The following is a 19,944-nucleotide window of genomic DNA, read 5'->3' as shown; positions in this document are numbered from 1 at the left end:
TCGCGGCGGCTCAGGCCGCCCCGTGCGGGCTGACCAGCTTGGCGGGCGGGAAGGGCGCCCGGCGGTCGATCCGTTGCGCATCGGGGTCGGGAATGACGCGTAGCGGCACCCGCGGCGACGAGCTGCTGACGAAGACCCCCGCGCCCTCGCGCTCGAACAGCAGGTTGGTGCGTTCGCGGCCGACCTGCAGGTCGGCTGCGTGGAAGCGGTCGATGCCGATCGGCAGCCGCGGATGATCGACTAGCAGTTCGCCGCTGACGCCGTCGACGCTCAGGCCCAGGCAGGCCTGCAGCATCATGAACACCGAACCGGCCGCCCAGGCCTGCGGCAGGCAGGCGACGGGATAGGGCACCGGCGGTTCGCCCGCCGAGCGCGGGAAGCCGCAGAACAGCTCGGGCAGCCGCATCTCCAGCTCCGAGGCGGTTTCGAACAGTGTCGAGACCAGCCGGACCACTCCGTCGCGCTCGCCGTAACGCGCCAGCCCCATGGCGCAGAGCGCGGTGTCGTGCGGCCAGATCGAGCCGTTGTGGTAGGACATCGGATTGAACCGCGGCTGGCCGGTGGCCAGGGTGCGGATGCCCCAGCCCGAGGCGAAGTCCGGCGACAGCAGCGCCTCGGCGACGCGGTGCGCGCGCTCGCGGCTCGGCAGGCCGCAGAACAGCAGGTGGCCGGCGTTGGAGGCGCGCACTCGGCAGAGCTCGCCGTCGCCATCGAGCGCCATGCCGTAGAAGCCCTCGTCCTCCATCCAGAACAGCCGCTCGACCGTTTCGCGCATCTGCTCGGCGCGGCGGGCCCAGTCGGCGCTTGCGTGCAGGTCGCACCGCTCGGCGCAGAACCGGGCCATGGTGAGGTAGGCGAGGTAGGCGTAGCCCTGCACCTCGACGAGCGAGATCGGCCCCTTCGGCGTGCGGCCGTCGGCGTGGAACACGGAATCCCCGGAGTCCTTCCAGCCCTGGTTGGACAGGCCGCTCTCCGCGGCGCGGGCGTAATCCACCAGGCCGTTGGGATTGGATTTGGTGCGACGGTGGACCCAGCCGGCGGCGCGCTCCAGCGCCGGCCACAGCCGGTCGATGGTCCGCCGGTCGCCGGTGGCGTCGGCGTAGGCGCCGGCCAGGCAGATGAACAGCGGCGTGGTGTCGACCCCGCCGTAGTAGCGGCCGAACGGCACCTCGCCGAGCGCGGCCATCTCGCCGCGGCGCAGCTCGTGCATGATCTTGCCGGGCTGGCTGTCGCGGAAGTCCGAGATCTCGTCGGCCTGATGGGCCGCGAGATAGGTCAGCACCCCGTGCGCCAGGGACGGCTCGAACCACAGCGTCTGCCAGGCGGTGATGATCGCGTCGCGGCCGAAGGCGGTCGAGAACCAGGGGATGCCGGCGTAGGGGTAGGGGCCGGTCTCGGTCGGTGTGGTCAAGAGCGCGAGGTCGGCCCGCGACTTGGCGATCCAGCCGTTAAACAGCCGGCCGCTGGTGCTCAGCCGCGCGCCCTGGCGCCGGCGGGCGCGCATGGCGAAGCGGGCGCGGGCCGCCGCCGCGCGGTAGCGCTCACGGCTGGGCGGCTGACACTCCTGGGCGCTGATCTCGATGAACAGCTCCATCCGGCCGCCGGGCTTCAGCGTGTAGAGGAACTCCGCCCGGTGCGGCAGGAGCTTGGCCGGGACGTCGGAGAAGGCGATCACGCTGGTCCGGTCGATGCCGTCCAGGCCGCAGTAGCTGAAGCGCACCGAGCCGATGTGCGCCTCGGGATCCCGCTTGTCGCCGCGTCGCGGGCGGAGCGCCCCGCGCACCTCGAACATGTCGCGAAAGTCGGCGTCGAACTCGAACGTCAGCGGCAGCTGGATCTCGGCGTCGGAGTAGCTGACGATCTCTACCCGCTCGTAGAGCCGCTCTTCCCACAGGAAGCGCTTGCGCTCGATATGCAGCACGCCGGGAGGGCTGAGCGGCCCGCCCGGCGCGGGCAAGGCCTTGTTCAGCGTGTGGGCGGTGAACAGCACGTTGTCCTGGCTGATCCCGCCCGACAGCAGGGTCGGGGCGATCGTCCCCAACAGCATGCGCCAGCGCGACAGGATGCGGGTGTCGTCGTGGAACAGGCCGTCGCTCGATCCCATGACGTCGCCGTAGGCGTCGGCGACGAGGAAGGTGTCGCGGTCCTTCAGCGCGAACATCCGCGTCGGGACGCGCGGCTCCTCGATCTCGCCCCATTCGATGGGCGCTTCGAGGTGGGGTGCGAGTTGGTCTACGTTCACGCGGTTAGCGCCTTCTGTACGAACGTCGTCCCGCGCAGGGACTTGGTGCGCGCGTAGAGTTCCAGGTAGCCCTGGGCCATCACCGGGGCCGAGAAGCGCTCCTCGAACCGTTTGCGAATGGCGGCGCGGTCGAGCCGCACCGCCTGCTCCACCGCTTGGGCGGCCTCCTCCTCGGTCGAGACGACAAAGCCGGTCAGGCCGGGCTCGACGATCTCGCGCACCGAGCCGCAGTCGAACGCCACCACCGGGGTGCCGCAGGCCATGGCTTCGATCATCACCAGGCCGAACGGCTCGGGCCAGTCGATCGGGAAGAGCAGGGCGTCCGCGCCACCGAGGAAGTCGGATTTCTCGCGGTCGCCGATCTCGCCGACGAAGTCGATCAGCGGGTGATGCAGCAGCGCCTCGATCTTCTCTTCGAAATAGGTCTGGTCGAGCTGGTCCACCTTGGCGGCGACGCGCAATGTCCGGCCGAGCCGCTTGGCGATCGAGATCGCCCGGTCCGGCCGCTTCTCCGGCGAGATCCGGCCGAGGAAGGCGAGGTAGCCGCGGCTCTCCGGATAGAAGTCGTAGAGGTCCACCGAAACGCCGTGATGCACCGTGCCGGCGTAATTGGCGTTGGGCAGGTGTTTGCGCTGGGCGTGGCTGATCGAGGCCAGCGGAAAGGCGCGCCAGCGCTCGTAGACCTGCGGCAGATCGATCAGGTCCAGCCGGCCATGCAGGGTGGAGATGGTGCCGTGCGCCAGGTCCTCGAAGAATGGGAAATGCAGCATGTCGGTGTGGAAGTGGATGACGTCGAACTCGCTGGCGCGGGCGCGGACTTCGCTCAGCTGGTGCATGTGCGCGGCCAGGTCCGACTTCAGCGGCGCCGGGTCGAGCCGGATCGCCCGGTCGCGCACCGGCACCAGACGGGCGGCGGTCTGGGCTTCGGCGCTGGCGAACAGGGTGACGTGATGACCAAGCTGTACGAGGGCGTCGCAGAGGTTCGCCACGACCCGCTCTGTGCCGCCGTAGAGGCGCGGCGGGACGGCTTCGTAAAGCGGGGAGACTTGGGCGATCCTCATTACGACCTCGGACTGGCGGCCGCACGCAGCGGCAAAATCGGGCCCGACGAAGGCGCAGGGGCGACCCTCCGCCGGCCCATCGGATTTCAAGCCCATCCCGCCACCAGGCGTACCGCGCGGCGGCGGGCGAGCGGGCGGGGTTAGTGCAGAGTCTGGGTGTGCGGCCCGCCGGGTTCGGCGATGTGCTGCAGCGCCTCGCCGGCGCGCGGGCGTTCGCCGCCGGTGGCCAGGTCGCTCAGCGAAATGATGCCGACCAGCCGCTTGTCGCGATTGAGCACCGGCAACCGGCGCAGCTTGATGTCGCCCATGTTGCGCAGGACGTCTTCGGTGTCGTCGTCCTCATAGCAGTACATCACGTCGCGGCTCATCACCTCGGAGATCGGGGTGTCGGGACCCTTGCCTTCGGCGATTGCGCGGATGGCGATGTCGCGGTCGGTGATCATGCCGGCGAGCCGGTCGTTCTCCTGAACCGGCAGGCAGCCGCAGTCGATGTTGGCCATCATCCTGGCGACGGACTGGATCGTATCGCTCGGCCGGGCCAGTCGCACATCATGGCTCATGCACTCCGAAATTCTCATCGAGACCTCCATCGACTGTCAGTTCGTCCCAGCAACAGGCCCTAACGGCGGCTCCGGGGTGATGTTCCGCCGCGAGCGGCGCCTTCCGCGCTGCAGTGCGTCAAAGGCCGACCGTAGGCGGTGTGGGGGAGGTGTTTCGCGTCGGTTCCGCCCAGCCGTGGGCGCCGATCAGCGGCACGAAGGCGACGCCGCACAGCCCCTGCTCGGTGAAGTCGTCAGGGCCGCGGCGGACGACCTTGACCAGGCGCTGGCCGTACGGGTCCTCGTCCACCGGCATCACCAACCGGCCGCCGACCTGCAGCTGGTCGGCGAGCGGCGGCGGCACCGCCGGGCCGCTGGCGGCCACCAGGATGGCGTCGAACGGCGCGGCCTCGGCCCAGCCGCAGGTGCCGTCGCCGACGCGCATTTCGACGGTGTCGTAGCCCAGCCGCTGCAGCCGCTCGGCCGCGGCGACGGCGAGCGCCTCGACCCGTTCGATCGCGTAGACCCGCGCGGCGATGCGGCTCATCACCGCCGCCGCATAGCCGGAGCCGGCGCCGATCTCGAGCACCCGGTCGCCGGGGCGCAAGCCGGCGGCCTCGATCATCAGGGCGACGATGTAGGGCTGGGAGATGGTCTGGCCGCAGCCGATCGGCAGCGGCCGATCCGCGTAGGCGAACTCGCGCAGGGTGTCCGGCACGAAGGCGTCGCGAGGAACCTCGCGCATCGCCGCCAGCACGCGCGCATCGCTCACCCCGCGGCCCGCCAACTGGCGCTCCACCATCAGCTCGCGCGCTTCGAAGGCGTCCGTCATGGACTCCTCCCGCGCCAGCAAACGGATCGGCGTCGCCGCCGTTCCGTCTGCTAACGGCCGCCGGCGGCTAGCGGACCACGATCCGGGCGCGCGCGAGGTTCTCGACCCGCGCGTAAGGTGTCTGGGCGTCGCCGTCGCGCTGTGCGGCGGCGCGCAGGACCGGGAAATAGACGCCCGGCTTGGAATAGGCGTGGGTCGCCGTCACCGTGACGCTAGTTTCCGTCGCGGCCAGGCTGGCGGAGGTGGCGAACTCGCCGGCGCCTTCGAAATCCCAGTCCGCGGCGACGATCGTGCCCCGGCCCCCAGGCGCTTCGATCCGGCCGCTGAAGCTGACGGGCTCGCCGGCGGCGACCTCCGCGCGCAGGCCGCCGTTGGCGCTGAGCTCGACGACCGGCTGCACGCCGCCGCGCTCCGCCGCGGTGGCCGGGATCTCGACCTGGCTGTCGACGACGCGGTAGCGGGTCTCCGAGGGGCGGACGCCGGTCTCCACCCAGATGGCCAGATCCCGCAGTCCCTGCTGCAGGGCGCCGGACAGCCGCACCGCATGGGCCCGGGCGAGCGGCGTCAGCGGATTGTCGTGCTGGGCGTGGTCGATGAACCAGAGCGCGAAATCGTCGGCGAACTGTGGGCCCATCGCCGCGGCGACCTGCGACCGATACCAGTCGGCGAACCAGGGGAAGGCGTCGATGTCCATCAGGCTCTGGACCAGCAGCACCTTGCCGTGGACCCGCCCGCTCATCAGCGTGCCCAGGCTCGAGCGGGTGAAGATCTCGCCGATGAGCATCTGGCGCTGCGGGTAGAGCGGCGCGCCGCGCTCGTCGCGGAACTGGTTCCAGCCGTATTCGTCCGGGCTCGGCGGGACCTGGTGGCGCTGGTAGGTCTGGATCGCCAGCGCCCAGGCGTTGTCGATCCGCACCGCGTCGCCGGCGCGGAAGGCCTCGACGATGGCGGGGTCGGTGGTGTTGGCGAACTGAATCGTCCGGCCCGTCACGCTGGCGATCGCCGCGCTGCGACCGGCCGAAGCGCCGGTGAGCAGCACGAGGTGCGCGTCGGCGAACGGCCGCTCCGGGACCTCGGCCAGTTCGAACTGCTTCGGCGCGCCGTCGCTGACGCGCACGACGGTGGTGTCGAACTGGAAGCGATCGGCGTGGATCGCCGCCGCCGGGTCACTGCCGAGGTAGCCGGGCTTGCTCCAGAAATCGTCGAGGTAGGTCGGATCGAGCTGCGGGATCACGCCCTGGATGTCGGCGAAGTATCCGCTGCCCTGGGTCTCGTGGGCATACCAGCCGCGCGGCGGGAAGCCCATCAGGGTGACCTCCCGCAGGGCGGCGCGCTCCTCCTCGTCGAGCTCGGCGTACATGTCGCCGCCGCCGCCCGGACTGATCGCGTCCATGACCGCCGCGAGCTTGTTGCGCCGCCGCAGCACCCGCAGCGGATGCAACCGCACCGTGAAGTTGCTCGGCGTGGCGTGGTTGCTGCCCATCACGAACGGCATGAAGCCGTCCCACACGCCGCTGGTGTGCTCGGCCCCGCCGACGGTCTGGTAGGCCCCGCCGCTGCCGCCATAGAGATAGCCGAAGGCGCGATGCTCGCCGTACATCTCGGCCGCCAGGACCCGCGAGTACTTGGCGGCTGCAGCGTTCACCCGGTAGGCGGCGACGCTGGGATCGGCGGCGGCGCGGCTAAACGCGCTGCCGTTGTTCGTCTGGACGTAATAGGCGCCGCTATCGAGGGTGAAGCCCAGGTCTCCGGTCGCGACGGCGAAGGCGATCGGGAAGGGCGCGATGTCCGAGGTCGCCGCCAGCGGATAGGTGTTGTGGTGGAAGCGACCTTGGTAGCGCTCCGGCGGCGGGAAGTAGAACGAGAAGCGGGCTTCGGTGCCCTTGAAGCCGCCGTGCACATAGCGGTGCGGAGCCGGCTCGCTCCGCCACTCGTCGACCTCGATGAAGGGGGCGTTGAACAGCGGGTCTACGGAAGCCTCGGTGACGGCCACGTTGGCGTCGTCTGCGCTCGACGGCATGATTTTCCTCCCGGTCGTTGATCGACCCGTGTTAGGTATTTTTTGGAATACGGTGTTCCGAAAGTCAACGAACGGTGGGCATGACTGACGCGCGTGTCGTCCGCAACCGGGCAGGCCTCCGCCAAGCCCTGCTCGATCTGCTCGAGGGCGCTCCGCTCGAGCAGGTCACGGTTCGCGACATCGCGGCGAAGGCCGGCGTCGGCTACACGACCTACTTCCGCCACTACCCGAACAAGGACGCGCTGCTGCGGGATCTCGCCGCGAGCGAGGTCGCGCGGCTTTCGGACCTGACCACGCCGGTCTACGACGCGGTCGATTCACGGGCGGCGTGTCGCGCCATCTTCGCCTACGTGGATCAGCACCGGGTGACCTGGTCCGCCCTGCTGACCGGGGCCGCCGGCTTCGTTCGCGACGAGATGCTGCAGCGTGGACGGCAGGACGTCGCCACCCGGGCGAACAGCTGGCTGCCCGGCGACCTCGGCGTGGTGCTCGGCGTGACGGTGATCGTCGAGCTGCTGACTTGGTGGCTGCGCCAGGAGACGCCGCCGCCGATCGACTTCATGGCCGACGTACTCGATCGCACCGGCATTTCGCCCGCCAGGCCAGGCATCAAAGACCCGGCCTAGCCGCGGCGCCGCCCTCAGGTGCGGGGCGCGCCGCCCGGTTGCGGCACGAGCCGAAGGTAGGGCTTGACCGTCTTCCAGCCCGCCGGGAACCGCTCGCGGGCCTCCTCGTCGGCGACCGCCGGGACGATGATGCAGTCCTCGCCCTGCTTCCAGTTCACCGGGGTGGCGACCTTGTGCTGGGCGGTCAACTGGCAGGAATCCAGCAGCCGCAGCACCTCGTCGAAGTTGCGTCCGCTGCTCATCGGGTAGGCGAGGGAGGCCTTCACCAGCTTGTCCGGGCCTATCACATAGACCGTCCGGACGGTCTGGTTCATCGCCGCGGTGCGGCCCTGGTAGGTGTCGCCGGCGTCGGCGGGGAGCATGTCGTAGAGCTTGGCGATCTTCAGCTCCGGGTCGCCGATCAGCGGATAGTGCGGCTTATGGCCGGTCACCTCGGCGATGTCGTCCAGCCAGCGGGTGTGGTCCTCGACCGGATCGACGCTGAGGCCGAGCACCTTGATGTTGCGGCGGGCGAACTCCGGTTCGAGCTTGGCCAGGTAGCCGAGCTCGGTGGTGCAGACCGGGGTGAAGTCCTTCGGGTGCGAAAACAGGACGCCCCAGGAGTCGCCGAGCCAGTCGTGGAAACGGATCGGCCCTTCGGTCGTCTGGGCTTCGAAGTCCGGGGCTTCGTCGCCGATGCGAAGTGTCATGCTCGCCTCCTCAAGGTGAAGCCGTGGGGGAAGGGCGGGAGCTCATGGCGTGGGGCCCGCCTCGATGGGGTAGTCCTCGTCGCGCCAGGCCTTCATCCCGCCGTCCAGCGCCACGGCGCGGGCGAAGCCCAGCTCGCGCAGGGTCGCGGCCGCCAGCGTCGAGATCTTGCCGAACTCGCAGTAGGCGAGGATCCGTACCGTCGGGTCGGGGAAGGCGTCGTTGACCCGCAGCTCCAGCTGGCCGCGCGGCAGGTGGCGGGCGCCGGGGATGTGCGCCTGTTCGAAGGCGTCGCGCTCGCGCACGTCGAGGATCACGAAGTCATTGTCCCGCTGCGCGAGCCGCGCGCTCAGCTCGGTCCGCGACAGGAAGGGGATGGTCGCGGCGCTCTCGGCCAGCAGCTGGTCGATGGTCTTGCCGCCGCTCATGTTGGTGCGCAGCGCCTCGGTCAGGTGGGTCGGGGCGCTGAGGTTCAGCTGGCGCATCATCTCGACGAAGGCGGCCGGGTCGCGCTGGGCCAGCCGCGGATTGGTCGCCAGCTCGTCGCCGATCGTCGTCGAGCAGCGGTCCTTGTAGTCGTGCGCCGGATAGACGGTGGTGGCTGGGTCGAGCTTCAGGAGCTTGTTGAACAGGCTGTCCCACAGCGCTTCGGCGTCGCCGGTGGGCAGGTCGGTGCGGCCGGTGGCGCCGATCAGCAGGGTGTCGCCGGTGAACACCGCCCCGTCGATCCGCAGGCACATGGAATCGCGAGTGTGCCCCGGCGTGTGCATGGCGACCAGCCGCAGGTCGCCGATCCGCAGAGTGTCGCCGTCCTCCAGCCGCAGGTCCGCGAACGGCGCCGGACTGTCGCGGTGCATCACCACCGGCGCGTCGAAGATCCGTCCCAGCTGTCGCGCGCCGGTGAAGTGATCGGCGTGGGTGTGAGTGTCGATGATGTAGCGCACCCGCAGGCCGTGGCGCGCCGCCAGCCCCTGATAGCGGTCGATCTGGTGCAGCTCTGGGTCGATCAGCGCCGCCGCGCAGGTCTGCGGGCAGCCGATCAGGTAGGACAGGCAACCGCCGGTGCGGATTTGCTCGTAGAGCATCGCGTGCGCCCGCTTGACCCAGAGAACGCGATTATCCGCTTGGCTCGAAGCGGAATCAATTAACCCGCGAGGCGTCGCCACACCCGAAGCTGGGCCATTCGCGGCGATCGGCCTGGGCGGCTCAGGAGCCCGCCGGGCCCCTGAGCGCCCCGGCCGGTGACTACATGTGCTGGCCGCCGTTGATGCTCAGCGTCGCCCCGGTGACGTAGCCCGCCCGCTCGCCGGCGAGATAGGAGACGATGTCGGCGATCTCCTCGCCCCGGGCCAGCCGGCCGACCGGGATCTGGGCGATGATCGCCTGCAGCACGTTCTCCGGCACCGCCTGGACCATTTCGGTGTCGACGTAGCCGGGAGCGATGGCGTTCACCGTCACGCCCTTCTTGGCGTTTTCCAGCGCCAGCGCCTTGGTAAAGCCGATCATGCCGGCCTTGGCGGCCGAGTAGTTGGTCTGGCCGACCTGGCCCTTCAGGCCGTTGATCGAGGAGATGTTGACGATCCGGCCGTAGCCGCGCTCGCGCATGCCCTCGATCACCTGGCGGGTCATGTTGAACAGGCTGTCCATGTTCACCCGGACCACCTCGCCCCACTGTTCGGACGACATCTTGTGGAACACGCCGTCGCGGGTGATCCCGGCGTTGTTGACCAGCACGTCAATCGGGCCGAGCTCCTTCTCGACCAGTTCGACCGCCCTGCGGCAGTCCTCGAAAACGCTGACGTTCCCCTTCACCGGCATGACGTTGAGCTGGTTCGCGCAGGCTTGGGCGGCCTCCTCATTGCCCGAGTAGCCGGCGGCCACCTTGAAGCCGTCAGCTTTCAGCCGCTCGACGATGCATCGGCCGATACCCCGGGTGCCACCCGTTACGAACGCTACTCGCGCCATATGTCTCTCCGTGCCTGTTTCAGTTGAGGGAAAACTGTCATGCCGCGCGTGCGCGGACCTTTAGTGACAGGGCGTGTCCAGCCAGCGGCCGACCTCACGCTCGCCGCACCAGAGTTCGGCGCCGCGATGACAGCCGAACTGCTCGGCTGCGTGTTGGGCGCAATCGTCGTCGGTGCTGGCGAAGTCGAAGGCGCCGAGTCGGCGGCCTTCGGCGTCCAGGAAGTAGAGGCGATACTCAGACATGACGACGACCACACCCGCGTGAGGTGAATGACACCTCGTTACAGTGGCTGTTCGCGGATCGATGTTCTGTCTTCTGGTGGACAGTTTGTCGCAGGTAGGTGGGTTGAGCGTTCCGCCGCCCGTTCTCGCGGCGGGGCGCCGGAAATTTAGGCGCCGCGGGTCAGTGGGCGACGATCCAGGCGGCCGCCGCGGCGAGCGCCTCGGCCATCACTTCAGGATCCTTGCGGCCGGTCTTGGCCGGCACGTGGAAGGAGTGGTCGGCGTCGGCGACGCGTTGCAGGGTGGCGCGCGCGCCGAGCTCGGCGATCACGCCCTCGAGCAGGCCGAGATCGGCCAGGGCGTCGCGGGTCCCCTGGACGAACAGCATCGGCACGGCGACCTCGGCCAGGTGCGCCGCCCGCTCGATCGCCGGCTTGCCGGCGAGGTGCAGCGGGAAGGCGAAGAACACCAGCCCGCGGACGCCCTCCAGCGCCGCCTGGGCCTGGGCCTGGGAGGTCATCCGGCCGCCGAACGAGCGGCCGCCGGCGAACAGCGGCAGGCCCGCGGCCTGCTCGCGCGCAACGGCGACCGCGGCCCGCACCGTCGCCTGGGCGAGCGCCGGCGAGTCCACCCGTTTGCGGCCCTGCTCCATGTAGGGGAACTGGTAGCGCAGGGTGGCGACGCCGTGCTCGGCGAGCCCGTCGTCCAGCGCGGCCATCGCCCGGTGCGCCATGCCGACGCCGGCGCCGTGGGCAAGCGCCAGGCAGGCGCGGGCGTCCGGCGGCGCCTGCCACAGCCCGGAGACGGTCGCGCCGTCGGAAATCGGAATGGAAAGCGGTTCGGCGGCCATGCGGCCAGCATAGCGGCGCACAGCGCACCGAAAAGCTCCGTCATCCCGGCCGGAGCGCAGCGGAGGACCCAGGGGCGGTGTGCGCGGCCCTGGGTCCCGGATCGGCCTGTCGGCCGTCCGGGATGACGGGCTTAGAAGGTCACCAGACCAGCGGCACCGATTTCGGGCCGACGACGCCACCCGGCCAGTACTCGATCTCGGTCCCGTCCTTCAGCTTGAAGTCGGGGATCCGCTTCAGGAACACGTCGATGCAGGCCTTGACCTCGAGCCGGGCGAGGTGCGCGCCCATGCAGCTGTGCACGCCGCCGGCGAACGCCAGCTGCGGCTTGCGCGGCCGGTTGAAGTCGATCTTGGTCGGGTCCGGGAAGACCGCCGGGTCGAAGTTGGCGGCCGGCAGGATGCTGGTGATCTTGTCGCCCTTCTTCAGCTGCACCCCTTGCAGTTCGTAGTCCTGGGTCAGGGTGCGGCCCGAGAAGGTCACGGCGAAGGCCCGCAGCAGCTCCTCGACGGCGTTGTTCAGGTTGTCCGGGTTGTCGATGATCTCGCGACGCCGATCCGGATTCTGCGCCAGCCAGACGAAGATGTTGTTCAGCGCCGCGAACACGGTGTCGAGGCCGGCGATGAACAGGAAGAAGGTGAAGCCGAAGATCTCCCGCTCGGTCAGCGGCTCGCCTTCCGGCCGGGCCTGAATGATCGCGCTGATCGCGCCTTCGTCCGGGTTCGCGGTCTTCTCGACGATCACCTGGGCCAGATAGGTGGAGATCTCGCCCATCACCCGGCCCGAGGCGGCGCGGTCCTGGCCGTGCAGCAGGGTCATCGCCCACTCGACGAAGGTGTCGAGCATGTCCTGCGGCAGGCCCATCAGGTCGAGGAAGACCGAGACGGGCAGGGGACGGCCGAACGCCTTGGTGAACTCGACTTCGCCCTTGTCGATGAAGTCGTCGATCAACGCGTTGCAGCGGGCGTAGATGTTGGCTTCCAGCTTGGCGACCGCGCGCGGCGACAGCATCGGGTCGAGGATCGCCCGGTACTTGCGGTGCTCCGGCGGATCGATCTCCAGCGGGATGAAGTAGAAGTAGTTGTTCGGATCGCGCGGGAACGGCGTCGCGCCGGCGGTGCTGAACAGCTCCGGATGGCGCAGCACAAAGTAGCAGTCCTCGTGGTGCGTCAGCAGCCAGGCGCCCGGGTTGTGCTCGGCGGGGCTGTAGAAGATCCGCGGCAGCCGGTCGTGCAGACCGGCCATGAAGGCGTAGGGGTTGGCCAGGAATTCAGGCCCCTCAGTGAGGCCGATCGCATGGACCAGCTCCGGCGGCACGTGGGCCGGAACGGGCTTGGCCAGGGTCTGGGCGTCTCCCATCGTCTTTTCTCCTTCGATCTTGGCGTGCAGTTAGAACTGCGATTCCGGCAGGCGCACGACCAGGCCGTCGAGTTCGTCGCTGAGGATGATCTGGCAGCTCAGCCGGCTACCCGGTCGGGTTTCGTTGCTGGAGAAATCCAGCATCTGCTGCTCCATCTCGGAGGCCGGGCCGACGCGCGCGATCCAGGCGTCGTCGACGTAGCAGTGGCAGGTGGCGCAGGCGAGGCCGCCGCCGCACTCGGCGACCATGCCGTCGAGCATCTTGCGCATCGCGCCCTGCATGACGGAATCGCCGTTCGGCACCACGACCTCGTGCTGGGCGCCGCTGTGCTCGACAAAGGTGACGGTGGCCATCTGCGCTGCCTCTTGAACCTTAACGTGAGAACTGCGTTCTCGTCTAAGCGCAATCATCGCGCCCGAGAACATTGTTCTCGTCCTATTACGCGCGGTGGGGCCGGCGATGTCAACCGATCGCAGGCCGGCAAGGCGTCGCGCCATTGCCGCCGTCCCGAACTCCTGAGAGGAAAGGGGTCATGACGCGCAAGACCCCGAACGTCCCGGATCACGCCGCCGAGGCGGCCACGCTCGAGCGGCCGACGTCGTCGCCTGACCGCGCGGCGCGGGCGGGCGGCGAGCCGGTTTTGGAGCGCAGCCAGCAGATCGTCGAGGCGGCCTACGACCTGCTCGACGAAGCCGGGCTGGAAGGGCTGACCATCCGTGCGGTGCTGGCGCGCACGGGCCTGTCCCGACGGGCCTTCTACGAACGGTTCTCCGGCAAGGACGACTTGGTGGTGGCGGTGTTCGAGCAGACCATCCGGCTCGCCGCCGAGCACTTCCGCGACCAGGTCGAGGGCGTGGCCGACCCGATGGCGCGGCTCAAGCTGATCGTCATGAGCATCGTGCTCGGCACCCGGACGGGCGAGGTCGATCTCGACAAGAGCGACCGGCGCGGGGCGGCGATGAGCCGCGAGCATCTGCGGCTGGCGGAAGCGCGGCCGCTTGATCTGCAGGCGGCGCTGCGGCCGCTGATCGGCCTGATCGCCCAGCAGCTGTCGGACGGCATGGCGGCGGGCGTGGTGCGGGAGTACGCGCCGCAACGGCTCGCGGCGCTGGTTTACAATCTTGTCTCGACGACCGTGCATACGGAACTGCTGGCCGAGGAACTGGGCCAACCGGACCGGTCACGGCGCGTTCAGCTGGCTGAGGATATCTGGGAATTCTGCCGGAGGGCGATCGCCGCCTGACCGGCCGATGCGTCGGAGGCGTTCGTGAGACAGCTGCTGCTCATCTTCGTCGTGCTCGCCGGCCTGGCGGGCGCGGCCCCGGCGTCCGCCGCCGACCTGTTCGGGCGCTGGAAGAATCCCAAGAACAGCGTCCACGTCGACATCCGCCCCTGCGGCGGCTCGGCCTGCGGCTATGTCGTCTGGGCCTCGGAGCGAGCCAAGGAGGACGTCCGCAAAGGCAGCGGCCGCGAACTCGTCGGTCTGCAGCTGCTGCGCGACTTCGCCCCATCGAGCTCGGGCTCGAGCTGGCGCGGCAAGGTGTACGTGCCCGACATCAACCGCACCTTCACCGGCACGGCCCGGCTGATCGACGACGAGCACATGGAGGCGCGCGGCTGCCTGGTGGCCGGCGCGTTCTGCAAGAAGCAGGTCTGGACCCGGATGGCCGCGGCCGAAGCCGCGCGCTAGCGCGCTAGCGCGCTCGATCAGCCGTCCTGCGGGAACAGCCGCGCCAGCGTGCCGCCGAGCGGCGCGGGCATGAAGCTGTCGCCGCCGGGCCAGTCGAGGAAGCCCAGCGCGGCGATGGTGCCGCCGTCGATGTGCAGCGTCGTACCGCTGATCCCCTTGGACAGGTCGCTCGCCAGGAACAGGACTCCGTTGACGATGTCGTCCACGCCCGGCGGCTCCTTCAGCGGGACGTAGAACTTGATCGACTCTTGCAGCGCCTCGGGGCCGAGCGCGGCGAGCCGCTCGAAGTCCGCCGGATAGAGCGCCTGGTTGGAGGTGCGCGCCGGCGCGGTGTCCGGCGCGATCAGGTTGACGCGGATGCCGTCCTTGCCGAGCTCGACGGCCATGGCGCGGCTGAAGTTGGTCGTCGCCGCCTTGGCCCCGGCGTAGACCGCATAGGTCGCCGCCCCGCGGTGCGCCTCGATGGTGGTGAAGTTGATGATGCTTCCGCCGCGGCCGCCCTTGCGGATCAGCGGCGCGGCCCGGCGGACGCTGTCGATGACGTAGCCGTAGTTCAGCCGGATATCCCGGGCGTTGTCCTCGCGGGTGGTCTCCAGGAACAGCGAGCGCTTCACCCCGCCGACCAGGTTGACGACGATGTCGAGGCGGTCGAACTCGGCCTCGACCCGGTCGTAGAAGGCGTCCAGCGCGGCCGGATCGGCGACGTCGGCGTGGGTCGCCAGGATCCGCCCGCCCAGCGCCTCGACCTCAGTGACGATGGCGCCCACGGCCGGCTCGTCGATGTCGCAGGCGGCGACGGTCACCCCGGCCTTGGCGAGCGCCAGCGTGATCGCCCGTCCCTGGATCTCGCCGCAGCCGCCGACCACGACCGCGACCTTGCCGGCCAGCCCGGCGTGCGCTTCCAGCAGCCCCATGGTTCCACCCTTGTGCTTTTGTTCGTTGGCTCGACGATCCCTCGCCATCGCCACGCCGGCAAGCGGCCATCGGCCGGGCCGAGCTTGCGCAAGCGCCGGCGCGGCAGCAAGATAGCGATCACTATCTAGCCGCGCGCAGCGGACGAACCAGGGTGGAGGAAACCCAAGTGAGCCAGCTTCTGAACATCCCGCCCGCCGCCTTCGCGCCCGGCGCCGGCCTGTACCGCAACGACCACTTCCAGATCGCCTACGTCACCAACGACATCGAGCGCGCGATGGCGGTGTTCACCGAGCGCTACGGCGTGAAGGAGTTCCGCCGCATGGAAGGCGCGCTGCCGGCCGGCGGCCACATCCGCGTCGAGTTCGCCTGGGCGGGCGGCGCGCTGCTCGAGGTCACCCAGGCGACCGGGCCGGGCTCGGAGCTGTTCCAGGTCGGCCTGCCGGAGGATGGGGCCTTCGCCATCCGCTTCCACCACCTCGGCTATTTCGTGCACGACGCGGCCGGCTGGGCGGCGCTCGAGGCGGAGCTCGAGCGGGGCGGGGTAAAGGTGCTCTCGAAGGGCCACACGCCCGGCTTCCTGCGGACCTGCATCATCGAGGCCCCGGAACTCGGCCACTACATCGAGTACATCCTGCCGGAAGCCGGCGGCGTCGCCTTCTTCGAGGGCGTGCCGGGGAACTGAGTTAGATCCGTCATCCCGGACGGCCTGCAAGGCCGATCCGGGACCAGGGGCCGTACGCGCCGCCCCTGGGTCCCGGCTCTCCGCTGCGCTGCGGCCGGGATGACGAGGTGGTCTGGGACCTCGTGTCGCGGGACGCGGGACACGAAAGCGCCTGACTTGCTGGCTCCAAGGGACGAGAGCCGCAGGAAGAGCGAATATGCCGAACGTCGTCTTCATCAGTCCCAAGGGCGGGGCGGGCAAGACCACCGCCGCCGTGGCGCTGGCGCTCGGCCTGGCCGATCGCGGTCTGCGCGTGGCGATGATCGACTCCGACCCGAACAAGCCGCTGGTCCACTGGGCCGGGCTGCAGCACCGCGAGAAGATCAGCGTGCACCCGGCGCCGACCGTGCCGGACATCCGCGACGCGGCCCGCGAGGCCCAGCGGCGCAATCCCGACTGGTTCATCCTCGACACCGAGGGCACCGAGCGCGGCGCGGTGGTGCTGGCGGCGCTGCGGCCGGACCTGGTGCTGACCCCGGTCGCCGGCTCGCAGCTCGACCTTCGCGAGGCGATCAAGGCCGCCGAGATGGTGCAGCTGTTCGCCCGCCGCGGCGGGCGCGAACTGCCCCACCGCGCGCTGCTGACCCGGGTGCCGGCGGCGGTGAAGCCGAAGATGCTGAAGACCGTGGTCGAGCAGCTGCGCGCCGCCGACGTGCAGATCCTGCCGACGCCGCTGCTGGAGAAGGAGGCGTTCCGCGCCCTGTTCCACTTCGGCGGCTTCGACGCGCTGGAGGCCAACGGCGTGTTCGGGGCGGCCGCCGCCCGGCAGAACACCGCCCGCTACGTGGCCGACGTGATCGACCTAGTCCAGGGCGAGGCCCCGCGGCGCGCCGAGGAGCCGCCGTTCGCCCGCACGGCCCAGGCCTGAACGGCTGATGCTCTCGGCCTGATCGCTCCGGCGATGCCGTCTCGCCTGGACATCCGGTCCGGGCGCTCCCAGCATGAGAAAAAGTCGTCGCCGCTGCGAACAGCTGCGGGCGGCGATCTCATCAAGCTGGCCTGGCTCACAGGCGGCGTCAGGAGGATCTCGGCCGATGGGTAAGCACTTGCCGCCGCCGCCGAAGAACTCCGCGGGCTATGCGCCGCCGCGGGCGCCGGGCTCCGCGCGCCGCACCTCCAGTATCGACGTCTCCTGGCCGGAAGGGCGCGGCGGGAACATGCGTCTGGTCGGTCGGGCGCGCGATTTGGTGACGCCGCTCGCCGGCGCGCCGGTCGTCTGCGCCGAGGACGGTTTCGCCGCCGAGGTGCGGATGGACCGCACCATCATGGCGATCCGCGCCGAGCCCGAGCGGGTCGACCTGTCGCGGCTGGTCGGCGAGCGCGGCGGCGGGCACCTGCGCGTGCTGCTCAACGAGATCCTGCCGCAGGAGCGGCTGGGCGCGACGCCGCTCTACCTGATCCTCGACGACATCTCCGGCGCCAGCCTGGTCGCCGGCTGGTCCTGGTCGCAGTGGGAGCCCGACTGGAGCGCCCAGATGCGCCAGGCGATGAAGGAACGGGGCGGGGCCGGCCACACCATGGAAGGCGTCTGCATCGGCTTCGCCCCGGGCTCGAGCGCGCTCGAGCCGGACCGGACGGTGTCGAGCGGGGCTCCGGCGCCGGACCTGCGCCGCCCGGACGACCCGGAGGGCTGGCACGCCTTCACCCAGCAGGACGGCGCGGTCGGCATGCGCCGGGCGCGGCGGATCGACGTGCGGCTGGAGGACGAGATCGTCATCGACGCCGCCTTCCAGGACAGCTCCACCACGCCGGACGGCGGACGGATGGTGCTGCACGAGTACCGGCTCACGGCCACCGCCGACCCGCAGAGCCTGCGGATCACCTCGCTGGCGGCGGATCCTCGGGTGCTGCCGTTCCCGGAGTGCCCGTCGGCGGGGCACAACCTGACCCGGCTGCTGGGCACGCGGATCGACGAGCTGCGTGAAACCGTGCTGGCGGAGCTGCGCGGCACCGCCGGCTGCACCCATCTCAACGACGCGGTGCGCTCGCTGGCCGAGGCGCCGGCTTTGGTCGGCCGGCTGCAGCGGCACGGGGGCTTGGCGCAGGCTTAGCGACGGCCGCGCCGAACGCCCCCTCAGTCGGCTTCGCCGACAGCTCCCCCGCACGCGGGGGAGCAGCGACCCGCTCCTCCACCGCGCAGCGGGGGAGGTGGATCGGCGCAGAGCGCCGAGACGGGGGGTCGCTCCGTCCCGTTGTTTGCCGAACGGGGATCGCTTTTTCCGACAGCGCTGCAGTAAGCTTCGGCGAAAGACCGGGGAGGGCGGCCGCCATGGATGCGGATGCGCTGGCGAGAACGAGCGCCAAGACGGCGAAGGCGCCTGCGCCGCGGGCGGACCGGCGTTGGCGCGCCGCGCGCCGCGCGCTGCGCGAGCCGCTGCTGCACTTCCTGCTGATCGGCCTGGTGCTGTTCGCGGCCGCCGAGCATCACCGGCGGCAGACCGACCACTACCGGATCGTCGTCACGCCCCAGCAGGTGCGCCAGCTGGCGGCGGCCTACCAGGTCGAATACGGCGCCGAGCCGACCGCGGCCGCACTCGCCCAGCTGGTCGACCTCTACATCGACGAGGAGGTGCTCTACCGCGAAGGCCTGGCGCGCAAGCTCGATCAGGACGACCCGATCGTGCGCCGCCGGATCGTCCAGAAGGTGCAGTTCCTGCAGCAGGACGTGGCGATGCCGCGCCCGCCGACCGAGGCCGAGGCCGGCGCCTATTATCAGGCGCACCGCGCTCGCTACGCCGCGCCCGCCGCGGTGAGCTTCAGCCATGTGTTCTTCGCCGACAACGCCGAGGGCGCGGCCGCCGCGCGCCGGCGAGCCGAGGCGACCCTGGCGCAGCTGCCGGCGGCCACGGTGCGCGCGCCGGAGCGCGGCGACAGCTTCCCGGACCTCTATGACTTCGCCAGCCTCAACCAGGAGCAGGTCGCCCGGCTGTTCGGCGACAGCGAGTTCAGCCGCCGGCTGTTCGAGGCGCCGGCCGGCCGCTGGGTCGGGCCGCTGCGTTCGGCCTACGGCTGGCACCTGGTGCGGGTGCAGGCGGCCGAGCCGGCTAGGCAATTGCCGCTGGAGACGGTGCGCGACCGGGTCCGCGCCGACCTGACGATCGCCGAGCAGGAGGCGGCCAACCGCCAGAGCTTCGAGCGCCTGAAGGCGCGCTTCACGGTCGTGCGGGAAGACACCGGGGCGCGGCCGTGAGGCGACTGCTCGCCGCGGTGCTGGCCTTCGCGTTCGGCCTGGCGCTGGCCGCCGGCGCGGCGGCGCACGAGGTGCGGCCGGCCTATCTGGAGATCCGCCAGGACGGGCCGCAGCACTTCACCGTCACCTGGAAGCAGCCGGTGGTCGGCGAGATGGCCGTGCGGCTGGTCCCGCACCTGTCGAACGGCTGGCTTGCGGGGCGGCCGACCGAGCAGTTCGCGACGCCCGCCTTCCTGATCCGCAGCTGGTCGGTCGACGCCGCGCCGGCCGCACTGATCGGCAGCACCCTGCGGGTCGAGGGACTGGAGCGGACCATCACCGACGCCCTGGTCAGCGTCCGGTTGGCCGACGGCCGGGCGTTCGAGACCGTGCTGAAGCCCCACGCGCCGAGCCTGCGGGTCGACTTCGAACATCGCCGCAGCCACGCAGTACCCGCCTACTTCCGGCTCGGCGTCGAGCACATCCTCGGCGGCGTCGACCACCTGATGTTCGTGCTCGGCCTGTTGCTGCTGGTCGGCGTGCGCCGGCGGCTGGTCGAGGCGATCACCGCCTTCACCCTGGCGCACAGCCTGACCCTGGCGGCGACCGCGATCGGCTGGGTCCACGTCCCCTCGGCGGTCATCGAGGCGCTGGTCGCGCTGAGCATCGTCTTCGTCGCCGCCGAGCTGATCGCGCACCGGCGTGGGCAGGGCGGACTGGCGAGCCGCCATCCCGGGCTGATCGCCGGCGTCTTCGGCCTGCTGCACGGCTTCGCCTTCGCCGGGGCCCTGGCCGAGGTCGGCCTGCCGCAGGACGCGATCCCGATGTCGCTTCTGCTATTCAACCTTGGCGTCGAGGCCGGGCAGTTGCTGTTCGTCGCGGTCTGCGTGCTGGCCATGCTGGCGCTCGGCCGCCTGCGCGCGCGGCTGCCGGCGGGCTGGCCTGCGAGGTGGGACGCCCTCCGCTACGTCCCGCCCTACGCCATCGGCGGCTTCGCCAGCTTCTGGTTCATCGAACGCACCGTCGCGGCGTTCGCCTAGGCCATGT

21 protein-coding genes and 1 pseudogene are annotated in these 19,944 nt (G+C 70.4%); 8 read left to right on the top strand and 14 right to left on the bottom strand.

The genetic code is table 11. The annotated features are described in order from the left end of the window. Positions 1–10: 10 nt before the first annotated feature. The 5 genes from ACSQ14_RS12830 to ACSQ14_RS12810 all read right to left on the bottom strand — a co-directional run bounded on the left by ACSQ14_RS12830 (position 11) and on the right by ACSQ14_RS12810 (position 6,694). Positions 11–2,242 carry an amylo-alpha-1,6-glucosidase gene (locus tag ACSQ14_RS12830; protein WP_436013311.1) on the bottom strand — a complete coding sequence of 744 codons (2,232 nt, stop codon included), beginning with the start codon at positions 2,240–2,242 and terminating at the stop codon, positions 11–13. Next, positions 2,239–3,303: a glycosyltransferase family 4 protein gene (locus ACSQ14_RS12825; RefSeq protein ID WP_436013309.1), complete on the bottom strand. Its 1,065-nt coding sequence runs from the start codon at positions 3,301–3,303 to the stop codon at positions 2,239–2,241. Before ACSQ14_RS12825 ends, ACSQ14_RS12830 begins: the two co-directional genes overlap by 4 nt. A 140-nt stretch (positions 3,304–3,443) precedes the next feature. Further along, positions 3,444–3,881: a CBS domain-containing protein gene (locus ACSQ14_RS12820; RefSeq protein WP_436013307.1), complete on the bottom strand. Its 438-nt coding sequence runs from the start codon at positions 3,879–3,881 to the stop codon at positions 3,444–3,446. Positions 3,882–3,981: 100 nt separating this feature from the next. Beyond that, entirely contained in the window at positions 3,982–4,674 is a 693-nt protein-coding gene (locus ACSQ14_RS12815; RefSeq protein WP_436013305.1) for a protein-L-isoaspartate(D-aspartate) O-methyltransferase, read from the bottom strand. A gap of 67 nt (positions 4,675–4,741) precedes the next feature. Beyond that, positions 4,742–6,694, bottom strand: a complete 1,953-nt coding sequence (locus ACSQ14_RS12810; RefSeq protein ID WP_436013303.1) for a hypothetical protein — start codon at positions 6,692–6,694, stop codon at positions 4,742–4,744. A gap of 80 nt (positions 6,695–6,774) precedes the next feature. On the opposite strand from ACSQ14_RS12810, the gene ACSQ14_RS12805 reads away from it, so the two are divergent. Next, a complete protein-coding gene (locus tag ACSQ14_RS12805) occupies positions 6,775–7,320 on the top strand; it encodes a TetR/AcrR family transcriptional regulator (RefSeq protein WP_436013301.1) in 546 nt (181 codons plus the stop codon). Between the two features lie 14 nt (positions 7,321–7,334). On the opposite strand, the gene ACSQ14_RS12800 is transcribed toward ACSQ14_RS12805, so the two are convergent. The 7 genes from ACSQ14_RS12800 to ACSQ14_RS12770 all read right to left on the bottom strand — a co-directional run bounded on the left by ACSQ14_RS12800 (position 7,335) and on the right by ACSQ14_RS12770 (position 12,755). Next, complete coding sequence (locus ACSQ14_RS12800; protein WP_436013299.1) at positions 7,335–8,009, bottom strand: peroxiredoxin; 675 nt, start codon at positions 8,007–8,009, stop codon at positions 7,335–7,337. Between the two features lie 42 nt (positions 8,010–8,051). Next, positions 8,052–9,092, bottom strand: coding sequence for an MBL fold metallo-hydrolase (locus ACSQ14_RS12795; protein WP_436013297.1), 1,041 nt, complete (start codon positions 9,090–9,092; stop codon positions 8,052–8,054). A 160-nt stretch (positions 9,093–9,252) separates the two neighbouring features. Beyond that, on the bottom strand, positions 9,253–9,972 hold the full coding sequence (locus tag ACSQ14_RS12790) for a beta-ketoacyl-ACP reductase (protein WP_436013295.1): 720 nt from the start codon (positions 9,970–9,972) through the stop codon (positions 9,253–9,255). 60 nt (positions 9,973–10,032) lie between these two features. Further along, positions 10,033–10,215, bottom strand: a complete 183-nt coding sequence (locus tag ACSQ14_RS12785) for a hypothetical protein (protein ID WP_436013293.1) — start codon at positions 10,213–10,215, stop codon at positions 10,033–10,035. Between the two features lie 160 nt (positions 10,216–10,375). Next, a complete protein-coding gene (locus ACSQ14_RS12780; protein ID WP_436013291.1) occupies positions 10,376–11,044 on the bottom strand; it encodes an alpha/beta hydrolase family protein in 669 nt (222 codons plus the stop codon). 139 nt (positions 11,045–11,183) lie between these two features. Further along, positions 11,184–12,401, bottom strand: coding sequence for a cytochrome P450 (locus tag ACSQ14_RS12775; RefSeq protein WP_436013289.1), 1,218 nt, complete (start codon positions 12,399–12,401; stop codon positions 11,184–11,186). A gap of 30 nt (positions 12,402–12,431) precedes the next feature. Then, positions 12,432–12,755, bottom strand: a complete 324-nt coding sequence (locus ACSQ14_RS12770) for a 2Fe-2S iron-sulfur cluster-binding protein (RefSeq protein WP_436013287.1) — start codon at positions 12,753–12,755, stop codon at positions 12,432–12,434. A gap of 179 nt (positions 12,756–12,934) precedes the next feature. Between ACSQ14_RS12770 and ACSQ14_RS12765 the strand changes: the two genes are divergently transcribed. Both ACSQ14_RS12765 and ACSQ14_RS12760 read left to right on the top strand, forming a co-directional pair. Then, positions 12,935–13,645 carry a TetR/AcrR family transcriptional regulator gene (locus ACSQ14_RS12765; RefSeq protein WP_436013285.1) on the top strand — a complete coding sequence of 237 codons (711 nt, stop codon included), beginning with the start codon at positions 12,935–12,937 and terminating at the stop codon, positions 13,643–13,645. Between the two features lie 24 nt (positions 13,646–13,669). Continuing rightward, the gene (locus ACSQ14_RS12760; RefSeq protein ID WP_436013283.1) at positions 13,670–14,092 is read left to right on the top strand and encodes a DUF2147 domain-containing protein; all 423 of its coding nucleotides are present in this window, start codon (positions 13,670–13,672) and stop codon (positions 14,090–14,092) included. A gap of 17 nt (positions 14,093–14,109) precedes the next feature. On the opposite strand, the gene ACSQ14_RS12755 is transcribed toward ACSQ14_RS12760, so the two are convergent. Continuing rightward, entirely contained in the window at positions 14,110–15,006 is an 897-nt protein-coding gene (locus tag ACSQ14_RS12755) for an SDR family NAD(P)-dependent oxidoreductase (RefSeq protein WP_436013281.1), read from the bottom strand. A 167-nt stretch (positions 15,007–15,173) separates the two neighbouring features. Here ACSQ14_RS12755 and ACSQ14_RS12750 point away from each other — a divergent pair, with 167 nt between their 5' ends. After that, positions 15,174–15,689 carry a VOC family protein gene (locus ACSQ14_RS12750; RefSeq protein ID WP_436013279.1) on the top strand — a complete coding sequence of 172 codons (516 nt, stop codon included), beginning with the start codon at positions 15,174–15,176 and terminating at the stop codon, positions 15,687–15,689. 9 nt (positions 15,690–15,698) lie between these two features. On the opposite strand, the pseudogene ACSQ14_RS12745 reads toward ACSQ14_RS12750, so the two are convergent. Further along, positions 15,699–15,791 (bottom strand): annotated as a pseudogene (locus ACSQ14_RS12745) (hypothetical protein); the annotation flags it as partial. A gap of 94 nt (positions 15,792–15,885) precedes the next feature. On the opposite strand from ACSQ14_RS12745, the gene ACSQ14_RS12740 reads away from it, so the two are divergent. From ACSQ14_RS12740 to ACSQ14_RS12725, 4 genes are all read left to right on the top strand, one after another. Then, a complete protein-coding gene (locus ACSQ14_RS12740; protein ID WP_436013277.1) occupies positions 15,886–16,596 on the top strand; it encodes a division plane positioning ATPase MipZ in 711 nt (236 codons plus the stop codon). Between the two features lie 166 nt (positions 16,597–16,762). Continuing rightward, positions 16,763–17,779: a DUF2889 domain-containing protein gene (locus tag ACSQ14_RS12735; protein WP_436013275.1), complete on the top strand. Its 1,017-nt coding sequence runs from the start codon at positions 16,763–16,765 to the stop codon at positions 17,777–17,779. 218 nt (positions 17,780–17,997) lie between these two features. Continuing rightward, positions 17,998–18,918 (top strand): peptidyl-prolyl cis-trans isomerase, encoded by a 921-nt coding sequence (locus tag ACSQ14_RS12730; RefSeq protein ID WP_436013273.1) that lies wholly within the window; start codon positions 17,998–18,000, stop codon positions 18,916–18,918. After that, positions 18,915–19,937: a HupE/UreJ family protein gene (locus ACSQ14_RS12725; RefSeq protein ID WP_436013271.1), complete on the top strand. Its 1,023-nt coding sequence runs from the start codon at positions 18,915–18,917 to the stop codon at positions 19,935–19,937. Before ACSQ14_RS12730 ends, ACSQ14_RS12725 begins: the two co-directional genes overlap by 4 nt. Positions 19,938–19,944: the final 7 nt, after the last annotated feature.

The organism is Phenylobacterium sp. LjRoot219 (assembly GCF_964252995.1).
Taxonomy (GTDB): Bacteria; Pseudomonadota; Alphaproteobacteria; order Caulobacterales; family Caulobacteraceae; genus Phenylobacterium.
Note: the sequence above shows the minus strand (reverse complement) of the source record. Positions and strands in the feature narration are given on the sequence as shown.